The 17,923-nt window shown below is 29.0% G+C and carries 17 protein-coding genes; 7 read left to right on the forward strand and 10 right to left on the reverse strand.

The annotated features are described in order from the left end of the window. The first annotated feature begins 4 nt into the window (after positions 1-4). Together ACQZHJ_RS02180 and ACQZHJ_RS02185 are read left to right on the forward strand one after the other, a co-directional pair. Entirely contained in the window at positions 5-1,198 is a 1,194-nt protein-coding gene (locus ACQZHJ_RS02180) for an FAD-binding protein (protein WP_430483906.1), read from the forward strand. Between the two features lies 1 nt (position 1,199). Further along, positions 1,200-2,600 (forward strand): FAD-binding oxidoreductase, encoded by a 1,401-nt coding sequence (locus tag ACQZHJ_RS02185; RefSeq protein WP_430483907.1) that lies wholly within the window; start codon positions 1,200-1,202, stop codon positions 2,598-2,600. Positions 2,601-2,640: 40 nt separating this feature from the next. Here ACQZHJ_RS02185 and ACQZHJ_RS02190 read toward each other — a convergent pair whose 3' ends face one another. After that, on the reverse strand, positions 2,641-3,039 hold the full coding sequence (locus ACQZHJ_RS02190; RefSeq protein WP_430483908.1) for an HsmA family protein: 399 nt from the start codon (positions 3,037-3,039) through the stop codon (positions 2,641-2,643). A gap of 387 nt (positions 3,040-3,426) precedes the next feature. Between ACQZHJ_RS02190 and lepB the strand changes: the two genes are divergently transcribed. Then, positions 3,427-3,924, forward strand: a complete 498-nt coding sequence (gene lepB / locus ACQZHJ_RS02195) for a signal peptidase I (protein ID WP_430486852.1) — start codon at positions 3,427-3,429, stop codon at positions 3,922-3,924. A 124-nt stretch (positions 3,925-4,048) separates the two neighbouring features. Here lepB and ACQZHJ_RS02200 read toward each other — a convergent pair whose 3' ends face one another. Continuing rightward, on the reverse strand, positions 4,049-5,026 hold the full coding sequence (locus ACQZHJ_RS02200) for a phosphotransferase (protein WP_430483909.1): 978 nt from the start codon (positions 5,024-5,026) through the stop codon (positions 4,049-4,051). A gap of 129 nt (positions 5,027-5,155) precedes the next feature. Here ACQZHJ_RS02200 and ACQZHJ_RS02205 point away from each other — a divergent pair, with 129 nt between their 5' ends. Further along, positions 5,156-6,082 (forward strand): hypothetical protein, encoded by a 927-nt coding sequence (locus ACQZHJ_RS02205; protein ID WP_430483910.1) that lies wholly within the window; start codon positions 5,156-5,158, stop codon positions 6,080-6,082. 113 nt (positions 6,083-6,195) lie between these two features. Here the strand turns inward: ACQZHJ_RS02205 and ACQZHJ_RS02210 are convergent, their stop codons facing one another. Both ACQZHJ_RS02210 and ACQZHJ_RS02215 read right to left on the reverse strand, forming a co-directional pair. Further along, complete coding sequence (locus ACQZHJ_RS02210) at positions 6,196-8,574, reverse strand: ABC transporter permease (RefSeq protein ID WP_430483911.1); 2,379 nt, start codon at positions 8,572-8,574, stop codon at positions 6,196-6,198. Between the two features lie 9 nt (positions 8,575-8,583). Beyond that, a complete protein-coding gene (locus ACQZHJ_RS02215; RefSeq protein WP_430483912.1) occupies positions 8,584-9,282 on the reverse strand; it encodes an ABC transporter ATP-binding protein in 699 nt (232 codons plus the stop codon). 288 nt (positions 9,283-9,570) lie between these two features. Here ACQZHJ_RS02215 and ACQZHJ_RS02220 point away from each other — a divergent pair, with 288 nt between their 5' ends. Next, positions 9,571-11,670: a sodium-translocating pyrophosphatase gene (locus tag ACQZHJ_RS02220; protein ID WP_430483913.1), complete on the forward strand. Its 2,100-nt coding sequence runs from the start codon at positions 9,571-9,573 to the stop codon at positions 11,668-11,670. A gap of 190 nt (positions 11,671-11,860) precedes the next feature. On the opposite strand, the gene ACQZHJ_RS02225 is transcribed toward ACQZHJ_RS02220, so the two are convergent. The 6 genes from ACQZHJ_RS02225 to ACQZHJ_RS02250 all read right to left on the reverse strand — a co-directional run bounded on the left by ACQZHJ_RS02225 (position 11,861) and on the right by ACQZHJ_RS02250 (position 16,206). Beyond that, on the reverse strand, positions 11,861-12,751 hold the full coding sequence (locus ACQZHJ_RS02225) for a decaprenyl-phosphate phosphoribosyltransferase (protein ID WP_430483914.1): 891 nt from the start codon (positions 12,749-12,751) through the stop codon (positions 11,861-11,863). After that, complete coding sequence (locus ACQZHJ_RS02230) at positions 12,744-13,892, reverse strand: glycosyltransferase family 39 protein (protein ID WP_430483915.1); 1,149 nt, start codon at positions 13,890-13,892, stop codon at positions 12,744-12,746. The genes ACQZHJ_RS02225 and ACQZHJ_RS02230 overlap by 8 nt, the downstream gene beginning before the upstream one ends. A gap of 486 nt (positions 13,893-14,378) precedes the next feature. Further along, the gene (locus tag ACQZHJ_RS02235) at positions 14,379-14,711 is read right to left on the reverse strand and encodes an EamA family transporter (protein WP_430483916.1); all 333 of its coding nucleotides are present in this window, start codon (positions 14,709-14,711) and stop codon (positions 14,379-14,381) included. Next, on the reverse strand, positions 14,704-15,042 hold the full coding sequence (locus ACQZHJ_RS02240) for an EamA family transporter (RefSeq protein ID WP_430483917.1): 339 nt from the start codon (positions 15,040-15,042) through the stop codon (positions 14,704-14,706). The genes ACQZHJ_RS02235 and ACQZHJ_RS02240 overlap by 8 nt, the downstream gene beginning before the upstream one ends. A 9-nt stretch (positions 15,043-15,051) precedes the next feature. Then, positions 15,052-15,687 carry an HAD family hydrolase gene (locus ACQZHJ_RS02245; protein ID WP_430483918.1) on the reverse strand — a complete coding sequence of 212 codons (636 nt, stop codon included), beginning with the start codon at positions 15,685-15,687 and terminating at the stop codon, positions 15,052-15,054. Positions 15,688-15,825: 138 nt separating this feature from the next. After that, positions 15,826-16,206, reverse strand: a complete 381-nt coding sequence (locus ACQZHJ_RS02250) for a DUF2809 domain-containing protein (RefSeq protein ID WP_430483919.1) — start codon at positions 16,204-16,206, stop codon at positions 15,826-15,828. A gap of 165 nt (positions 16,207-16,371) precedes the next feature. Here ACQZHJ_RS02250 and ACQZHJ_RS02255 point away from each other — a divergent pair, with 165 nt between their 5' ends. Further along, on the forward strand, positions 16,372-17,052 hold the full coding sequence (locus ACQZHJ_RS02255; RefSeq protein ID WP_430483920.1) for a DUF975 family protein: 681 nt from the start codon (positions 16,372-16,374) through the stop codon (positions 17,050-17,052). A 145-nt stretch (positions 17,053-17,197) separates the two neighbouring features. Continuing rightward, complete coding sequence (locus tag ACQZHJ_RS02260; RefSeq protein ID WP_430483921.1) at positions 17,198-17,869, forward strand: DUF975 family protein; 672 nt, start codon at positions 17,198-17,200, stop codon at positions 17,867-17,869. Positions 17,870-17,923 lie beyond the last annotated feature (54 nt).

Raw genomic sequence — 17,923 nt, forward strand, 5'->3', positions numbered from 1 at the left:
AGTTATGGGAAGATTAATTGTTCATCAAGATAAAATAGATGATATAAATAGTGTAATAAAGATATGTCCTCTTGGAGCTATGGAAATAGTTGATGGAAAGGTAGAGATAAATGCAAGCTGTAGAATGTGTAAAGTTTGTGTTAGAAAAGGACCAAAGGGAGCTTTTGAGTTTATAGAGGATGAGGATAAGGTTTTAGTTAATAAGGATGAATGGAGTGGTATAGCAGTATATGTTGATCATGTTAATGGAGAAATTCATCCAGTAACCTTAGAACTTATAGGAAAAGCTAGAGAGTTAGCAGATAAAGTTGGACAAAAGGTTTATTGCTTATTCATGGGTAAGGGAATAAAAGACAAGGCTGGAGAACTTTTGCACTATGGAGTAGATGAAGTTATTGTTTATGATTATAAAGAACTTGAGAACTTTAGGATAGAGCCATATACAGCTGTTTTTTATGACTTTATAAGTAGAATAAAACCTTGTTCAATATTGGTTGGAGCAACAACTTTAGGTAGATCATTAGCTCCTAGGGTGGCAGCTAGATGTAGAACAGGACTTACAGCAGATTGTACTATTTTAGATATAAAAGAAAATACAGATTTAGTACAAATAAGACCAGCTTTTGGTGGAAATATAATGGCTCAAATAGTAACACCAAATTCAAGACCTCAGATGGCTACTGTTAGATATAAGGTTATGTCTGCACCTGAGAGAAATGAAGAATGTACAGGAGAAATAAAATATTTTGAAATAGATGAAGAAAAATTAAAGTCAAATATAGATGTTAAAGAAATTAAAGAGAAGGCTAAAGAGCATAGTATTTCTGATGCTGAAGTTATAGTAGTAGCTGGAAGAGGAGTAAAAGCAGAAAAAGATCTTGCTATGATTAAGGAGCTAGCCGATTTATTAGGCGGAGAACTAGCAACTACAAGACCTTTAATTGAGGCAGGTTGGGTAGATGCTAATAAACAAGTTGGATTAAGTGGAAGAACAGTAAGACCAAAGCTTATTATTACTTGTGGAGTATCTGGGGCAATTCAATTTGTGGCAGGAATGAATAACTCAGACTATATATTTTCTATAAACAAAGATGAAAAGGCTCCAATATTTAAAGTAGCTCACTATGGAATAGTTGGAGACATTTATGAGGTTGTACCTAAACTTATTGAAAAGATAAAAGGGGAAGGGGTGCTTTAATATGGAATACAACAAATTAAGTAATGAAGGAATTGATTATATTAAAAAAGTTATAAATGATGAAGAGAGAGTTTTTTTAGGATCTGACATAAATGAAGATTACTCACATGATGAGCTAGGCTCTGAGAAGCATATGCCAGATATTGTGGTTAAAGTTATGGATAGAGATGAGATAGTAGTAATAATGAAGTATGCTAATGAAAATAAAATTCCTGTAACAGTAAGAGGAGCAGGTACAGGGCTTGTAGGAGCAGCAGTTCCTATATTTGGAGGGATTTTATTAGATTTAAGTGGAATGAATAAGATTTTAGAATTAGATGAGGATAACTTAACTCTTACAGTGGAACCAGGAGTTTTACTTATGGAAATAGCTAAGTTTGTTGAGGAACATGACTTTTTCTATCCTCCAGATCCAGGAGAAAAAACAGCTACTATAGGTGGTAATGTTAGTACAAATGCAGGTGGAATGAGGGCTGTTAAGTATGGAGTAACAAGAGATTATGTAAGAGGTATGGAGGTAGTTTTACCAACCGGTGAAGTCTTAGAACTTGGTGGAAAAGTGGTTAAAAATAGTTCAGGATATAGTTTGAAAGATTTAATGGTTGGCTCAGAAGGAACATTAGGAATAATAACTAAGATTGTATTAAAACTATTACCACTCCCTAAGAAGGTAATAAGTCTTTTGGTCCCATTTAAAGATTTAGATAGTGCAATAGAAACAGTTCCTAAAATTATAAAATCAAAGAATATTCCAACAGCTATAGAGTTCATGCAAAGAGAAGTAATAATATCAGCAGAGGAATTCTTAGGTAAGAAGTTTCCAGATAGCTCAGCTGATGCTTATTTAATTTTAAGTTTTGATGGAAACTCTAAAGAAGAGGTTGAGGGATATTATGAAAAAGTAGCTGATATATGTTTAAAAGAAGGAGCTTTAGATGTATTTATATCAGATACAGAAGAGAGACAAGAATCTATATGGTCAGCTAGAGGAGCTTTCCTAGAAGCTATAAAAGCATCTACAAGTGAAATGGATGAGGTAGACGTTGTTGTACCAAGAAATAAGGTTGCTGAGTTTGTAAAATTTACTCATGAAGTAGAGAAAAAACTAAATGTTAGAATAAGAAGTTTTGGACATGCTGGCGATGGGAACCTACACATTTATATATTAAGAGATGAATTAAATGAAGAAGAATGGAAACTTAAATTAAATGAAGCTATGGAAATACTATACAGAAAACAAAGAGAACTTTGTGGACAGGTTTCAGGAGAACATGGTATAGGGCTAGCAAAAAGACAATATTTAAATGAGTCTCTAAATAAAGCTACTATGGATATTATGAAGGGGATAAAACTAGCTTTTGATCCTAATAATGTTTTGAATCCAGGTAAGGTTTGTGAATAAAAAGTTAAAGAGTCTGAAATAATTCAGACTCTTTAACTTTTTATGATGTCATTCCTATGTACATTCCAACGAAGTAAGGAATTAACCAGATAAACCAAACTACTAAACTAAATTTGTGGAATATAGCCTTAGCTTTTTCGCTACCTTTGTTTAGTACAATAGTTGCCCATACAGCATGTATAAGCATTAAAATAATAGCAAGCATACCAGTTGATTGATGGATTAATAAATCAGTAGATGAAATAGCATGATCAGTTCCTGAAGCTACTATTCTGCTCATTGTATAAGTTCCAAGAGTATCACATACTAAACCACACCAAAATATTATTACATGTTTTTTCTTTAAGATACCTGCTCTATGTTCACTCCAAACACCTATAGTATAGAAGATAAGTGCTAATGTTATAAATATAATAGCAGGAATTAATAATTTAGGCATAAAAAATCCTTCTTTCTATAAAAATTTGATTTTTAAGCCTGTCCAAATTTAAGGTTTTCATATAGTAAAAGAAATCCATTTACAGATTTATTTTACTATGTGAAAAAGATTAAATTTATTATGGACAAGGTTCATATTAATAATATCACATTTTAATAATAAGTATACCTCTAATCAGAAAGATTTGTTTACAAAATATTTAAAAATTTTGAGTTTAATTAAAGTTATTTAATTTTTAAAGTAAGAATCAATTTATTAAGAAAGAAATTGTATTTATAAAGAATTAAATGAAAAAAATGTATTTTCGTATATAATAAATATAAAGGGAAAGGAGAGTGAATAATGAGTTACTTTAAAAATATAAAATCAAATAAGCTTCTAAATGTCATGGGAGAATATATAGTAATTATAGGAATCGCATTAATATTAGCTTTGCTTGTTAATAGATTTCTACTTTTTAAAATAAAAGTTCCTACAGGTTCTATGAAGCCTATTATTGAGCCAGGAGATCAGTTGTTTGCTACTAGAATTTATAATTTTTCTAATATAGAAAGAGGAGATATGTTGGTTTTTTATTCAAAAGAATATGATGAAAAAATGATTAAGAGAGCTATAGGACTCCCAGGAGATGAAGTAGAAATAAAGAAGAATGGAGAAGTTTATGTTAATGGTGAAAAGCTAAATGAACCTTATGTAAAGTATCCAGGAGGTAAAACAGATATTACTTTTGAAGTACCAGAAGGACAATATCTTATGATAGGAGATAATAGGAATGGTAGTGAAGATGCAAGGTACTGGAAAAATAAATATATAGATAGTAATGATATTTTAGGTAAGGCAAGGATAACTGTATGGCCATTAAGTAGGTTTGGAACTGTTAGTTAAGATGTGAAAATAAATGTGAAATTAACTCTTGATATATAATAAAACCTCAAATTTATTATTGTTGGTTCTCTAAAAATAATAACAAATTTGAAGCCTTAAATAATTTAATTACCACATTCCAATTTTAATTGGAGTTAAGAAGTTCATTTAGAGTTTTTAATACATTATTTTTTTCATCTTGAAAGGCCTTAGGGTTATTATATTCTATATTCCAAACATAAGAATCTATTAAACTGTATAAAAGTTTATAGATTTTTCTTCTAATAACTCTTTTATGTGAAATCTCATCAGATACACCATAACCTTTAAAGAAATAAGAATTCGTTATCCATTGGTTTGCAAATTCAAAGTCGGGGTCTCCAAATAAAGATCTATCCATATCAATAATAGCAGCTAGTTTAGGTGTATTATTTTTATAATTTACAAGAACATTACCAGCCCATAAATCTGCATGAACTAGACTAGCTACTGTTATTTCATCAAGTAAATTACTGTTACTATGTAATATATCTTCACATTTATCTAGTTCATCTTGATTAAATAGATTAAATTCTATAAGTCTATTTTTTACATCATTAAATTCATTAATTATGAACTCACTCCAAGAATTGAATCCTTTATTATTGTTGATATCATAGGCTCTTCCAAACTTGTTATTTGTTATCTTGTGAAGTTTATTTACTACTTTGCCAAGATATTCATATAACTCAGGTTGTATGTCTTCATCAGATGATATTTCAGATAGAGGTTTATTATCTATAAATTTTACAATCATGTAATCACGAGTGATTAATTTTTTTGATGTATCACACTTTAGAATTTCAGGACAAGGAACATCACTGTTTTCACAAAGAGAATAAGCATAGCGCTCACCTTTCATCAAGTTTTCTTCAAAAGGTAGGAGTAGATGAATATTAATAGGGCCAACTCTCAAAATTAAAATTTCATTAGTATCTAGAATTTCTACGCGGTAAGTTGTGTTAAAAAGCCCACCTGTCATAAGTTGATATTTAAAAGTAATTTTCTTACCAAAAAATTCTGATATTATTTTATTGATATCAGAAAAACTTAATTCTTTAAATAAATTAGAATTTTTATTCATAACATAAATCCCTTCAGTCTATATAGATTTATTTAATTTTACATTGATTAAGTAAAGAGTTTATAGAGGGAGAAATGTAGGTTTATTAGAGAAATTTTAGATTTGTATTATAAGGATGGGGGAGAGTATATGAGTATTTGGGTAGCTATAGATATGGTACTTATACTTTTAATTGTTTGGTGGACATATCAGCTGTTAAAAAAGGAGTTTTTAATAAATAAATTGGGTGCTAAAGCAAGTTTTGTATGGCTAGTTGGAATTGTTATAGTTTCAAGTTTGATAATTTTTATAACTCTTCCATTAGCTAAGAATACCTATGAAATTAAGCAATATATTAAAGGTACAGAATTAAGTAAATATATAGATAGTTATGAATTAGAAGGGTTTATGGACTCTATAGTTATAGCTAAAGGTAATGAAAAATTTAAAGAACTTGATAATAAAACTAAATTTGAATATATGGATTCAATACAATCACATATATCTTCTATAGCTTCATCAAATGTTGGAATTGGGGATGGAGGATATAATGAGGTTCATGAAATGATAGGAGATATGAAGGTTGAAGTCAATGTAAATGGTGATAATTATGTGTGCAAAAATAATAAGTTGATTTTGAATGGAGGAGTAATTTATGGTAATATTTTAAGTCTAAATTATGGAGGTTATGGAGAAGGTAACGGTTTTAGTTTTTCAGATAATAATGACTATAGAGATGAAAAAAATGATGGATGGGTAAATATATTTCTTAATATTACTGCAACAAACGTTTCTAATGATGCTTTTATAAAAGACATAAAATTTAAACTTGTGTTTCCAGACAATGCGAAAATTGATACTATAAAAAGTGGAAAATTAGAATTTTTAGGAGAAACTAAAGATTATAATTTAGCCCCTGAAGAAATTGGAGAGTATGAATATAATATCTTATTTAAAAAGGATGAATTTACAAAAGAGGAAATAGAAGAGATAGTTAAAGATATTAAGTTTAAAGTTACATATACAAAAGTTTATGAAAATAATACTGAAGAGGATTATACATATTGGCAACCGTAACTATATAATTGATTTTATAAAAACTTAATAATAAAATATGCAAGCATAAAAGGCTCTATTTAAACTAGTTTTAAATAGAGCCTATTAAAAAATTAATTTTTTAATAGTTAATATTAGTCTCTTTTTAGAGTCTCTTGCAGTGAGATTTTATTTATTTTTCTCTTTGCACTAAATGTTCCAAGATAGAATATTATTAAGACAATAATAAATCCTAGAATGCCTTGCAATAGGCTAAGTTTTACAGGAAGAATCATTCCAAACTCAGAAGCAAGATATTGCATTCCAATATCCATGCTTAATATTGTTAGGGGTAAACCTATTAGGTAAGCTACTATTGTATAAATCTTATAGCTATCTAAAATCATTGTATTAACCTCTTTTTTGCTGTAACCCATAACTTTTAATAGAGATATGCTGTAGCTATTATCTTCAATGGTTAAGGATGTTAATACAAACATTATTATTACTGCAATAAAGATAGCACTTGCTATCATAGCATACATTGAAACTCTAACAAAGCCTTGCATTGACTTGCTTTGTTCAGGTATAGTATTTTTATTTACAACACTTATATAATCATCACTATTTAGTTTTTCTTTAGAAAATACACCATTATAAAGTGAGGAATCCTTTCCATCACTTAGAATATCACTAAGTTTTTCTCTTGAAATATATAGTTTATCTCCACTATACTCATCATTTTCACCAACTATTTTTAAGTTCTCTTCTTTATCACCAATTTGAACTTTTATTGTATCACCAACTTTTATATCATTTTTAAGAGCAAAGCTAGCAGTCATAACAACTCCATCATTTAAATCACTGGTAATATCTTTATTAGCTTCATTATAAAGTTTATGAAGTTTATTATCTTCAGATAAACCAAATAGAGTTATCATTTCATCCTTGTATAAAGCACTTGGATATTGCAAGAACTTTTCTTCACCTTTCATAAGTTTAGGAAGTTCCTTAGTATTATCTATAAAACCTTCATAGTTGTAAGCAACACTTTCATAATACTTAGTTCCAAGATTGTTAAATACGCTACTCATCATTAAAGCCATGACTATTAAAATAGTTGAAAATAGTACTCCAAAAAAGAAGACTAAGAATTTAGCTGTATTTTTAAAGATGAAAGAGTACTTAAATTTAGTTTTACCCTTAGCATTTTTGAGAACTTTACTTGTAAGTTTATTTAAGAAGGAAACCTTGCTTGTATCAGACTTTCTAAGTAAATCTAAAGCTTTTTTAGAAAGCATCTTTATTATTAATATTGATGAAAGTCCAACAAAGAAAATTAATGGCACTATAATAGCAGTTAATGCAACAATTAGATTACCTTGTATAGGGACGGAAGGTAACAGATAAAACATTAAGTACATATTTTTAAGGGGTTCAGCAGTAAGCCACCCACCAATATATCCTAAAATAAGCATAGGCAGAGATATTAATAAAATAAGCACTATATAAGGTTTAGCTATTTCTATATTCTTATATCCTAAGGCTTTAAGTACACCTATTTGTCCCTTTTCTTCATTTAAAATTTTATAGATAAGAATTGCGACAATCATAATAGCGATAGAAGAAATAACTATGCTTAATCCAAGGCTCATAGCCTTACCACCTTTAAGCTCCATATATATTCCACCACTTCTCAATTGATTTGGTGTTGATATTATATTAGTTATATATTTAAGGTTATCTTTAGTTGTATAGGTATCTAACACATCATTCTTAAATTTACTTTCATCCCATTGGGCACTAGATCTACCAGCGAAGTGGAAGTTTTCATCACCATTTAAATTTTCAAAAGCTTCATCTGTCATAACAATAAGGCTTTGAGTTTTATTATCTATAATAAAATCTGTTCCAAACAAAGGTAGGTTATAATCAGGAAGAAGTGAGTAGCCTACTATTTTATATTCTTTGTCATTTAATTTTAAAGAATCGCCTATATTAAGATCATTATACTTAGCATAAGTTTTATCAATAGTTATCTCATCATTTTTTTCAGCTTTTTTTCCTTCCTCAATATAAGTAAGATTCATAGTCTTACCATTTTTGAAGACTCTACCTTTATTCCCTTTTCCATTGAGAGTGTAGTCAATATCTTTATAATCTCTAAGCTCTAATTCATATCCACTATAGTCAGAAAGAAACTCATCCTTTCTGTTATCAATTATCTTATTAAACAAATTCTCGTCTAATCTTTTTATATCGCTTAAATAAAAACTACTTCCTAGTTTAGAAGCTATGGTAGGACTAGTTTTAATAAGGTATTCCATTTCCTTTGGAGTTAGTCCATTGTACATATCAATAGAGAAGTCTTCAAGTTTACTTTTTTCTAAAAATTCTTCCGTAGGTTTTTTTAACCCATCAATAGCGTATGCCATTACAGTATAGATAAAGGAGCTTATAAAAATAACTATACCAATGGCTAGGATTTGAGCCCATTTTTTCTTAAATGTTTTTAATACATTTTTATATAGCATAGTATCCTCCTATGACCACTTAAGCTCATTAGCAGTAAGCTTTTCTTTATTCTTATAAGTTTCTTCAATGTTACCAGAATTCATTCTTATGACAGTATCAGCCATTTTAGCTATATTAGGGTTGTGAGTAATTATAACAGTAGTAGTTTTAAGTTCTTGGTTTAATTTCTGCAATAGATTTAAGACTTGCTTAGCAGTTTCTTCATCTAAGGCACCTGTTGGTTCATCACAAAACATTATGCTAGGATTCTTAACAATGCTTCTTGCAATAGAAACTCTTTGTTGTTGACCACCAGAAAGTTGAGAAGGATATTTATTTCTTGAATCATTTAATCCAACATGAGTTATAATTTCATTTATATCTAATGGGTTTTTGCTAATATCAGCTCCCATTTGGATATTTTCATAAACTGTTAGATTTTGGAGTAAATTATACTGTTGAAAGATGAATCCTAAATTATCTCTTCTAAACTTAGTAAGTTCATTTTCTTTATATTTGCTTATTTCTTTTTTATCAAACTTTATACTTCCAGATGTTATTGTATCAAGACCGCTAATAACATTTAAAAGCGTACTTTTTCCACTTCCGCTAGGACCAAGTATAACAATGAACTCACCATCATTTATTGTTAAGCTGATTCCTCTTAAAGCATGAGTTTCCACATCGCCACTTTTATAAGTTTTAAATACATTTTCTAAAGTAATCATAATATTTTCTAGTGAAATTTTATAAAAAATAGTTCACTAACTCCTCCTTTTTATATTTATTCTTATTATATACTCTAATTATCTCAATATGATATGAAGAATTAATAGATGATTTATTTATTAGTGATATTTTAGAATTAAGGCGAATATATTATAAATAGAGTTTCAATAAAACTTTAGTGGGTAGGCAGAGAAAAATAATGATTAAGAAATTTTACAAGTATTATGTAAACGTTTATAAAGGTCAATTGACTTAATCTTATATCAATTTAATAGGAGGAGATACAGATGGACCTTATGATTTTGGTGCCAATATGTTCAATAGTGGCACTGTTATTTGCTGCTTACTTAGGAAGAAAAATAATGAAATGCGATGAGGGTGACAGTGAAATAAGAGCTGTTGCAGAGAAAATTAAGAGAGGATCTAATGCCTTTTTAATAAGACAATATAAAGGTGTGGCATTATTCTTTTTAGGAATGTTTATACTTTTAATGGTTCTAAGTTTTTTAGGGTACTTATCGATGTTTGTTCCTTTTGCTTTTGTAACAGGGGGCTTATTTTCAGGTCTTAGTGGTTATCTTGGTATGAAAACTGCAACTAACGCAAACTCAAGAACAACCACAGCAGCTAAAAAAAGTCTAAATGGAGCATTGAAAATAGCATTTTCTAGTGGAGCTATAATGGGGTTAGTAGTTGTAGGGTTAGCTCTTCTTCATTTAGGAGTTTGGTATTATATTTTAGATTGGTATTATGCTGCATTACCTGAGGCTGAAAAAATAGCTCAAATTACTTCAGCTATGCTTACTTTTGGTATGGGAGCTTCTTCAATGGCTTTGTTTGCTAGAGTAGGTGGAGGTATATTTACAAAGGCAGCTGATGTAGGTGCTGATTTAGTAGGGAAGGTTGAAGCTGGTATTCCAGAGGATGATCATAGAAACCCAGCAGTTATAGCTGATAACGTTGGAGATAATGTAGGCGATGTAGCAGGACTTGGAGCTGACCTTTATGAATCATATGTAGGCTCATTAGTTTCAGCTTGTGCCTTAGCAGTCTCTGCAGGATTAGGCTTAGATGGTGTTGTGCTTCCTTTAACTATTGCATCAGTAGGAGCAATTGCATGTATAATTGGAACTTTCTTTGTTAAGGCGAAAGAGGATGCTAGTCAGAAGGCACTTCTTGGAGCTTTAAGAAGAGGAACATATATATCAGCTATATTAGTGGCAGTATCAGCATTTTTTATAGTTAAGCTGGTACTTGGTGGAGAGAACTTAGGAATTTATTTTAGTATTTTATCAGGATTAGTAGCTGGTATATTGATTGGATATTTTACAGAGTATTATACAAGTGATAACTATAAACCAACTAGAAAGCTAGCTGAAATGACTAAAACAGGTTCAGCTACAACAATAATTGGTGGATTATCCTTAGGTATGGTTTCAACAGCTTTACCAGTAATAATCATAGGAATATCTATAATTATTAGTTTCTTAGTATCAGGTGGATCAGAAGATTTTAGTTTAGGTCTTTATGGAATAGCTATCTCAGCTGTAGGTATGCTTTCTACTTTAGGAATAACTTTAGCTACAGACGCTTATGGCCCAGTTGCAGATAATGCTGGAGGAATAGCAGAGATGACAGAGCAGGACCCTGAAGTTAGAAAGAGGACTGATGCATTAGATGCATTAGGAAATACTACTGCGGCTACAGGAAAAGGATTTGCTATAGGTTCAGCTGCATTAACTGCTTTAGCTTTTATAGCGGCATATAAAGACTCTGTTGAGAATATAGTTAAAACAGAAGGGTTAGATTTTACATTTAATCTCTCAATAATAAATCCTCAGGTTTTAATTGGGTTATTTATTGGTGGAATGGTTACATTTGTTTTCTCAGCTTTAACAATGGATGCCGTTGGAAGGGCAGCTTCTGAAATTGTTGTAGAAGTTAGGAGACAATTTAAAGAAATAAAAGGCCTTATGGAAGGTGAGGCAGAGGCTGATTTTGAGAAATGTGTAGATATATGTACAAAATCATCTCAAAGAGAATTGATACCAATAGCTTTAGTAGCTATATTAACACCATTAATAACTGGTGTTTTACTGGGACCAAATGGTGTTGCAGGGCTTTTAGCAGGGTCTACAGTAACTGGATTTGTACTAGCTGTAATGATGGCTAATGCAGGTGGTGCTTGGGACAATGCTAAGAAATACATTGAAAGTGGAGTATTAGGTGGAAAAGGATCAGATTGCCATAAGGCAGCAGTAGTTGGGGACACCGTAGGGGATCCATTTAAGGATACAACAGGTCCATCAATAGACATTCTTATAAAGTTAATGTCTATGATTTCAATAGTATTTGCATCTTTAATACTTGCAATAGGAATACTTTAATTAAGAAGTGAAATTTAAGCTAATAACAATTTGAAGTCTGCCGCTTTGAATTGATTATTATAAAACTTTTGTCATTTGTAGATACCTCTATTTTGCCCTAAGGCTTTTGATACTCCTTAGGGCTTTTTTTATTATTAGAGGTTAACTTCTAACTTAAGTTAAGTCTTAATGTATAGTTATAAAGCAAAATTTATTTTATAGTAGCCATAATAATGGTGTTTTGTAGATTTAATATGGTTATACAAGATATTCCCCAAAGCAATACTGAACAAAATAATTGCTTATCTTTAAGCACTAATTCTGTAGGACTACCACCTTCATTATCGGAGTACATTATATAGTAATATCTTGTTATTCCCCAAATTACGAAGATACTTGTCCAAATAAATAAATTTATGGATGTACCTAAAACACAATATATTGAGTAAAAGACTATTGTACATGTTAGGGATATATTAATTATTTTATCTAAAAATGTAACAGTATATTTTGATAAGTTTTTTCTATGACTACTTGCATCTTTACCAAGAGAAAGAACTTCATTTCTTCTTTTACCAAAACCTAAGAATAAGGATAAGAATAGTGTACATAAAATTATCCAATTTGATGCAGGGACACCGGTTGCAAAGCTACCAGCTAATACCCTGAAAATAAATCCTAGAGCTATAGAGAAGACATCTATAATAACTAAATTTTTTATCTTAAATGAGTATGCTACGTTATTTATTAAATAAAGAATTATAATAACTAATATAGAAGTTTTTAAACTAAAGGCTATAGCCAAGGAACTTATACAAAGTAGAATTCCAATTGATATGGCTTTGGGAATACTAACTTTTCCACTTGCTATAGGTCGTTTACATTTCTTTGGATGCTTTTTATCCTTTTCTACATCTACAATATCATTCATTATGTAAACTGTAGAAGATATAAAGCAAAATGCTATAAATGTAAGTATGTTATTTTTTATAATATCAATATTTAAAAAGTTATTTGAAAAAATTATTGGACCAAATATAAATAGATTTTTTATCCAGTGATTTGGTCTAAGTAGTTTGATTATGTATTTAATATTATTCATAATCTAAAGCCTCCTCATCTTCTTTTGAATTAAAAGCAGTCATAGCAAGAATTATAAATATCCATGCTAAAGGATACGTATATCTATCTTGGTACTCTATAAGTAACAATTGTAGTGACATACCGCCAAAAAGTATATAAAGAAGATCAATTAAGTTTTTTCTTTTTGATTTGTTTACATATAATCCAATATATGACAATGCCAGGAGTATAATATAGAAACCTTGAGTATAGAAAACACCTTCTTCACTAATTCTTATAGTCATATTTCCATTTTCTTTACCTAGCATTTTCAGATAATCAGCTTTATTATAAGCTTCATCCAATCCTGCCTCAGACCAGTAGGCACCAGAAAAGCTTCCATTACTCCAAAAGTTTGTGAATTTTAAGATATAGAATTTAGCAAGTTCTAACTTAGGGGTAGTGAGTAATCTTTCTTTTATTATTTCTTTAGCTGCATTATCTACTTTTTCATAATCTTCATTATATTTCCCAAATACTTTAGCATCTTCCTCATTCCATCTACCACCAGAAGAGATATTTGTTCCTTTTAGCATAGAAATGCTTGGTGGTTCTGAACCGTGCCAAAGAGGATATTCAGTTATATTAAGCTTCATAAGTAGTGTGCTAACTAGCATGAAAGGAGTTATAAATGAAACTATTATAACTAGAAGCTTTTTAAGCTTAACAGTAAGTTTTTCTTTAAAATAAAGACATAGATACATTACGTAAGCTATGATAAAAACATATCCGTTAGGTCTAAATAAGTGAGATAAGCTTAAGAAGATTCCAGATAGACATAAGTATGATAAATTTTGTTTATTATTTATTGATTTGAAAAACATAAATACACTAAGTAATAATAGTGGCAAAGCTAAGTTTTCAGAACAATAAACATTGTTGTATAGTATCATAGGTGGATATAATGCACTAATTAATAAAACCCAAATACCTTTTTTTTCGTCTTTAAATAGTTCTTTTGAAATAAAGTAAAGTATGATGACATTAAACATTGAAAGTACTAAGTTTATAAGACGTATAACTACTAAGGGATTAGAAAAAAAGTTCCTTATTAATGCAAAATAAAGTACTGTTAGTGTCATATGTGGAAATCTTCCGAAATAAGCGGTTCCCTTAAACATATAGCTGGTTCCATTGAGAAAATCGCCTGCAGATATAAACATTCTATTAAAGTCTCCTATAGGAATGCTATCTATATTTAGAAACCAGAGAATTCGAAATAGTAGACCTATTAATATAATAATATAAAATAGGAGTTTGGTATTGAAACCTTTTTTCAAGTAAAAAAATACAAATGTTATTAGAAGTATTGCTATTATAGAAAATATTAATGAAGTAACTGAAAATTTATAATACATATTTAGAAAAATAAGGCTTCCAATTAAGATTAAAAAAAATAAGAATCTTAATGAGATGTTTAAAAAGCTACTGAGTGATACATTTTTTTTCATTATAAAACCTCCAATTCGTATATTTTTATGTAAATTGAATGTGTTAACTTTAAGTTAATAAATTAATTATAGAACTAAAAAGTAAAGAAATACTTTATAAAAAAATTAATAATTTCTAAATATTTACTTTGAAATAATTATATTCTAAATAAGTAATTATATAGCTATTAATACTGAGCCTAGGATTATTAATATAGTACCTATGATTTTATTACGAGTTATTTTTTCATATAAAGCTATTTTAGCTATAATCATAGTCCATATATAAGTCATAGCAGTAAGTGGAAGTACAATGCTATAAGGTAGATATTTAAGTACCAGAATATTTAATAGAGCAGCTGTTAAATAGAAAATTCCTCCGATATAAATTTTCCAGTTTAATATTAGCGATAGAAAGTTTTCTATATTTTGGGAACCTTTTTTAAAGAAGAAGCCTCCCAGTGCGCCTAGAAATGTCATTATTGGAAAAATTAAATAGATATTATTCATCAGATCCACCTCTTGCTATAAAAATAACTCCTATTATGATAATTATAATTCCTAAAAATTGAATTAATGAAATTCTTTCTTTTAAGAAAAAATAACCATTAATTAATGCAAATATGTAGCCTGTACACATTAAAGGGTGAAGAATTGAAAGCTCTCCAAACTTTAAAGCTATTATCATACTAAGAGCTCCTATTCCATATAGAACAAATCCTATAAACAATAAAAATAGGTTGGAATTAACTCCTATTTTCCAAAGTAGTTGCCCAAAAGAAGTACATAATGCAGAGAAAAGTATTAAAATTATTCCTTTAGTCAGATTTTTATTCTTCAAATTTATTACCTACTTCCATTTTAATATTTCATACTCAGTATTTGAATTTTTACTATTAATAAGATATGCCTTATTAACTAGGTTAAACATTGGAACATCTGATAAAGAGTCAGAATAAGCAATAGAATTCTCTTTATCAATTATTAAATTATGTTCTTCTAAAAATTTATTTATTCTTGAAACTTTTTCTTCGCCTTTGCAATTAAATCCACTTATTTTATTTATAAATCTATCATTCATAAATTCAAGTTTAGTTCCTATTACACCATCGACAAAGTCCTCATCTTTAAAATATTTCAAATAGCATTCTGGAGAAGCTGAAATTAATAATATATAGTAACCTTTACTTTTCAAGTCTTTAATTTTAGCTAAGGCATCTTTATAAATCTTAGGTTTTAGTATTGTATTATAAAAATCTTTTAAATCATCTTCGTATAAATAATTTAATGTATAAAACATGGTTTCTTTTGCTTTAGTAGTATCTATTATTTTAGCCTTATATGCTACTAATTTTATAAATAATATAGGCAAATTAAGGGCTAAATAAGGTTTTTTCTTTATCGTGTACTTAAGTAAATCAAACATAGAATCACCATGTATCAATGTTTTATCTACATCAAATAAAGCTATTTTGGTAAGGTTCATATTTTTCACTCCTAATTTTTCTTATTAGATTATTTATCTTAAGCCTTAATATAGATTTTGAAATTTTATATTAATCTATATTAGGATAGTCAAAGTTAGTTTTTATTTTTAAATAGTATAATGCTTTAACATTAACATTTACTTAAGAAATACATTAAATAAAAATAAATCAATGAAAAATGCTAATAATATTCCAGTTGTATAGCATATTAAATCGCTCCAAAGGAAACCGTGACCTAAAACTAATGATCCTAAAGTGGTTGCTCTTATGCTGTTTATCCATTGAGCTTGATAGAGCTGACTAATTTCTATTCCATAAGAGAAAATAATGGCAATTAGGATTCCTTTTTGTTTCTTAATTTTAGGAAAAAGAAATCTAAATCCAAAGTAAACCATAGTGGCCCAAAGAATATCTCCTAAGTAGGGAGCTATAGAGCTAGGTAGATAAATCAAGAACTTTCTAGACAGCAATCCTAAAATCATAGTTAGGACTGTTAAACAAAAATACTGTATTCTCATAATATAAATAATCCCTTCAAAATATATATTTCACTAAGATTATATCAAATTTGTAGAATATTATTGATATATTAACAAAAAATAGATAAAATATAGAGTATATATTAACAAAGGGGTAATAAAATGTAAAGAAATTTTACCTAAAATTAAAAGGAGTGTTTAAAAATGGAAAGAGCCATGAGTAAGATAAAAGCTAAAGAGCTTTTAAGTGGAAGATGGGCTAATGCTGTAGGGGCAGTTGCGTTATTCTTTATAGTAGCAGCATTTGGGAATGCTATATTAGCAATATTACCTTTTATAGGATTTATATTAGGAGGTCTTTTAGCATATTATTTTAAGCTATCATTCAATAAGTATTGTGTTAAGCTAAATGAGACTGATGAGAGAGTAAAATATAATGAGTGTTTCTTAGATGCTTTAACTTTCTTTAAGACTATGGGAGCACAAATATTAACTGGTATTGTAGTATTCATAATTCCTTTCATAATAATTATGGTTGGAATGTTCCAAATGATGTCATCATTTGATGGAACTTTTGGAATGGTTATAGTTGTTATAGGAGTTATAGTAGAATTGATTTTTGCTATATATTATAGTTTAACTTTCTTTACAATTCCTTTTATCTTCATAGAAGATGACGAAATTGGAGTGATTGATGGGATAAAGAGAGCAATGGCTATATCAAAAGGATTTAAGTGGAAATATTTTGTATTCTTACTAAGCTTTATAGGTTGGTACTTATTAGCATGTATTACTTTTGGAATAGGATTATTATGGTTATCACCATACTTTGTTTTATCAACATTCTTATTCTACAAACATATGACAGAAAAGAAAACAATATAGTTTAATTTTAATAAGGAATCTACAGATGTAGATTCCTTTAATTTTATGTAAAATTTCACAAAAATGTATTTCCTCTATAATCTTTTTCCTTGATAAATAGTATACTAATAGTAATTTATTCTAATGTTTAGGGGGACATAGTATTATGTTAGATAGAATAGAATGTAAAACTAAAGCTAAGGAGCTTCTAAGGGGAAGATGGGGAAATGCTGCTGGAATGAGCTTATTTATAGGTGTGATATCAATAATAGCATCTTCTGTATTAGCTATAATACCAATTTTAGGAATTATATTAGTTGGAGCAGTTTCAGCATTTTTATCAGGAAGTGCATTGAATTATTGTATAAAGCTAAATGAAACAGATGAAAGAATAAGATATATGGAGTGCTTCATTACTCTTGGACAAGCTTTAAAGATATTTATATTTGAATTCTTAATGGGTGTTATATTGATAGGCGTTGTGATAGTAACATTGCCAATAACATTACTTTTAGAATCAGCTTTAGCCATTGCAGTACTTATATTACCAATATTTATGATGGTGTTATCAATAATTATTGAAGCAGGATTCTTTGCTGTACCAATGTTTATAGTAGAAAATCCTGATATGGGCATAATGGAGTCTGTAAGCAATAGTTGGAATTTAACTAAAGGATTTAAGTTTGATTATTTTATAATGAGTTTAAGTTTTATAGGTTGGGTTTTATTAGCAGGATTAACATTTGGAATAGGTTCCTTATGGTTACAACCATATATGACACTTACTTTTTATATATTTTATAAAGGCTTATTAAATAAAGATACTATTAAAGTTTAAGGAGAATATAGGCCTCTTATAATTTGATTGAAGGTAGTGGGAAATGTAATTGTA

Source organism: Clostridium sp. B9 (genome assembly GCF_050509515.1).
Taxonomy (GTDB): Bacteria; Bacillota; Clostridia; order Clostridiales; family Clostridiaceae; genus Sarcina.

Coding starts and splice junctions, on each gene's coding strand:
- ACQZHJ_RS02225 (WP_430483914.1), bottom strand. CDS start 12,751: ATGAATAATATTAAATACATAATCAAACTACTTAGACCAAATCACTGG.
- ACQZHJ_RS02230 (WP_430483915.1), bottom strand. CDS start 13,892: ATGTTTAAGGGAACCGCTTATTTCGGAAGATTTCCACATATGACACTA.
- ACQZHJ_RS02250 (WP_430483919.1), bottom strand. CDS start 16,206: ATGAGAATACAGTATTTTTGTTTAACAGTCCTAACTATGATTTTAGGA.
- ACQZHJ_RS02185 (WP_430483907.1), top strand. CDS start 1,200: ATGGAATACAACAAATTAAGTAATGAAGGAATTGATTATATTAAAAAA.
- ACQZHJ_RS02220 (WP_430483913.1), top strand. CDS start 9,571: ATGGACCTTATGATTTTGGTGCCAATATGTTCAATAGTGGCACTGTTA.
- ACQZHJ_RS02190 (WP_430483908.1), bottom strand. CDS start 3,039: ATGCCTAAATTATTAATTCCTGCTATTATATTTATAACATTAGCACTT.
- lepB (WP_430486852.1), top strand. CDS start 3,427: ATGGGAGAATATATAGTAATTATAGGAATCGCATTAATATTAGCTTTG.
- ACQZHJ_RS02235 (WP_430483916.1), bottom strand. CDS start 14,711: ATGAATAATATCTATTTAATTTTTCCAATAATGACATTTCTAGGCGCA.
- ACQZHJ_RS02210 (WP_430483911.1), bottom strand. CDS start 8,574: ATGCTATATAAAAATGTATTAAAAACATTTAAGAAAAAATGGGCTCAA.
- ACQZHJ_RS02245 (WP_430483918.1), bottom strand. CDS start 15,687: ATGAACCTTACCAAAATAGCTTTATTTGATGTAGATAAAACATTGATA.
- ACQZHJ_RS02215 (WP_430483912.1), bottom strand. CDS start 9,282: ATGATTACTTTAGAAAATGTATTTAAAACTTATAAAAGTGGCGATGTG.
- ACQZHJ_RS02200 (WP_430483909.1), bottom strand. CDS start 5,026: ATGAATAAAAATTCTAATTTATTTAAAGAATTAAGTTTTTCTGATATC.
- ACQZHJ_RS02260 (WP_430483921.1), top strand. CDS start 17,198: ATGTTAGATAGAATAGAATGTAAAACTAAAGCTAAGGAGCTTCTAAGG.
- ACQZHJ_RS02255 (WP_430483920.1), top strand. CDS start 16,372: ATGGAAAGAGCCATGAGTAAGATAAAAGCTAAAGAGCTTTTAAGTGGA.
- ACQZHJ_RS02205 (WP_430483910.1), top strand. CDS start 5,156: ATGAGTATTTGGGTAGCTATAGATATGGTACTTATACTTTTAATTGTT.
- ACQZHJ_RS02180 (WP_430483906.1), top strand. CDS start 5: ATGGGAAGATTAATTGTTCATCAAGATAAAATAGATGATATAAATAGT.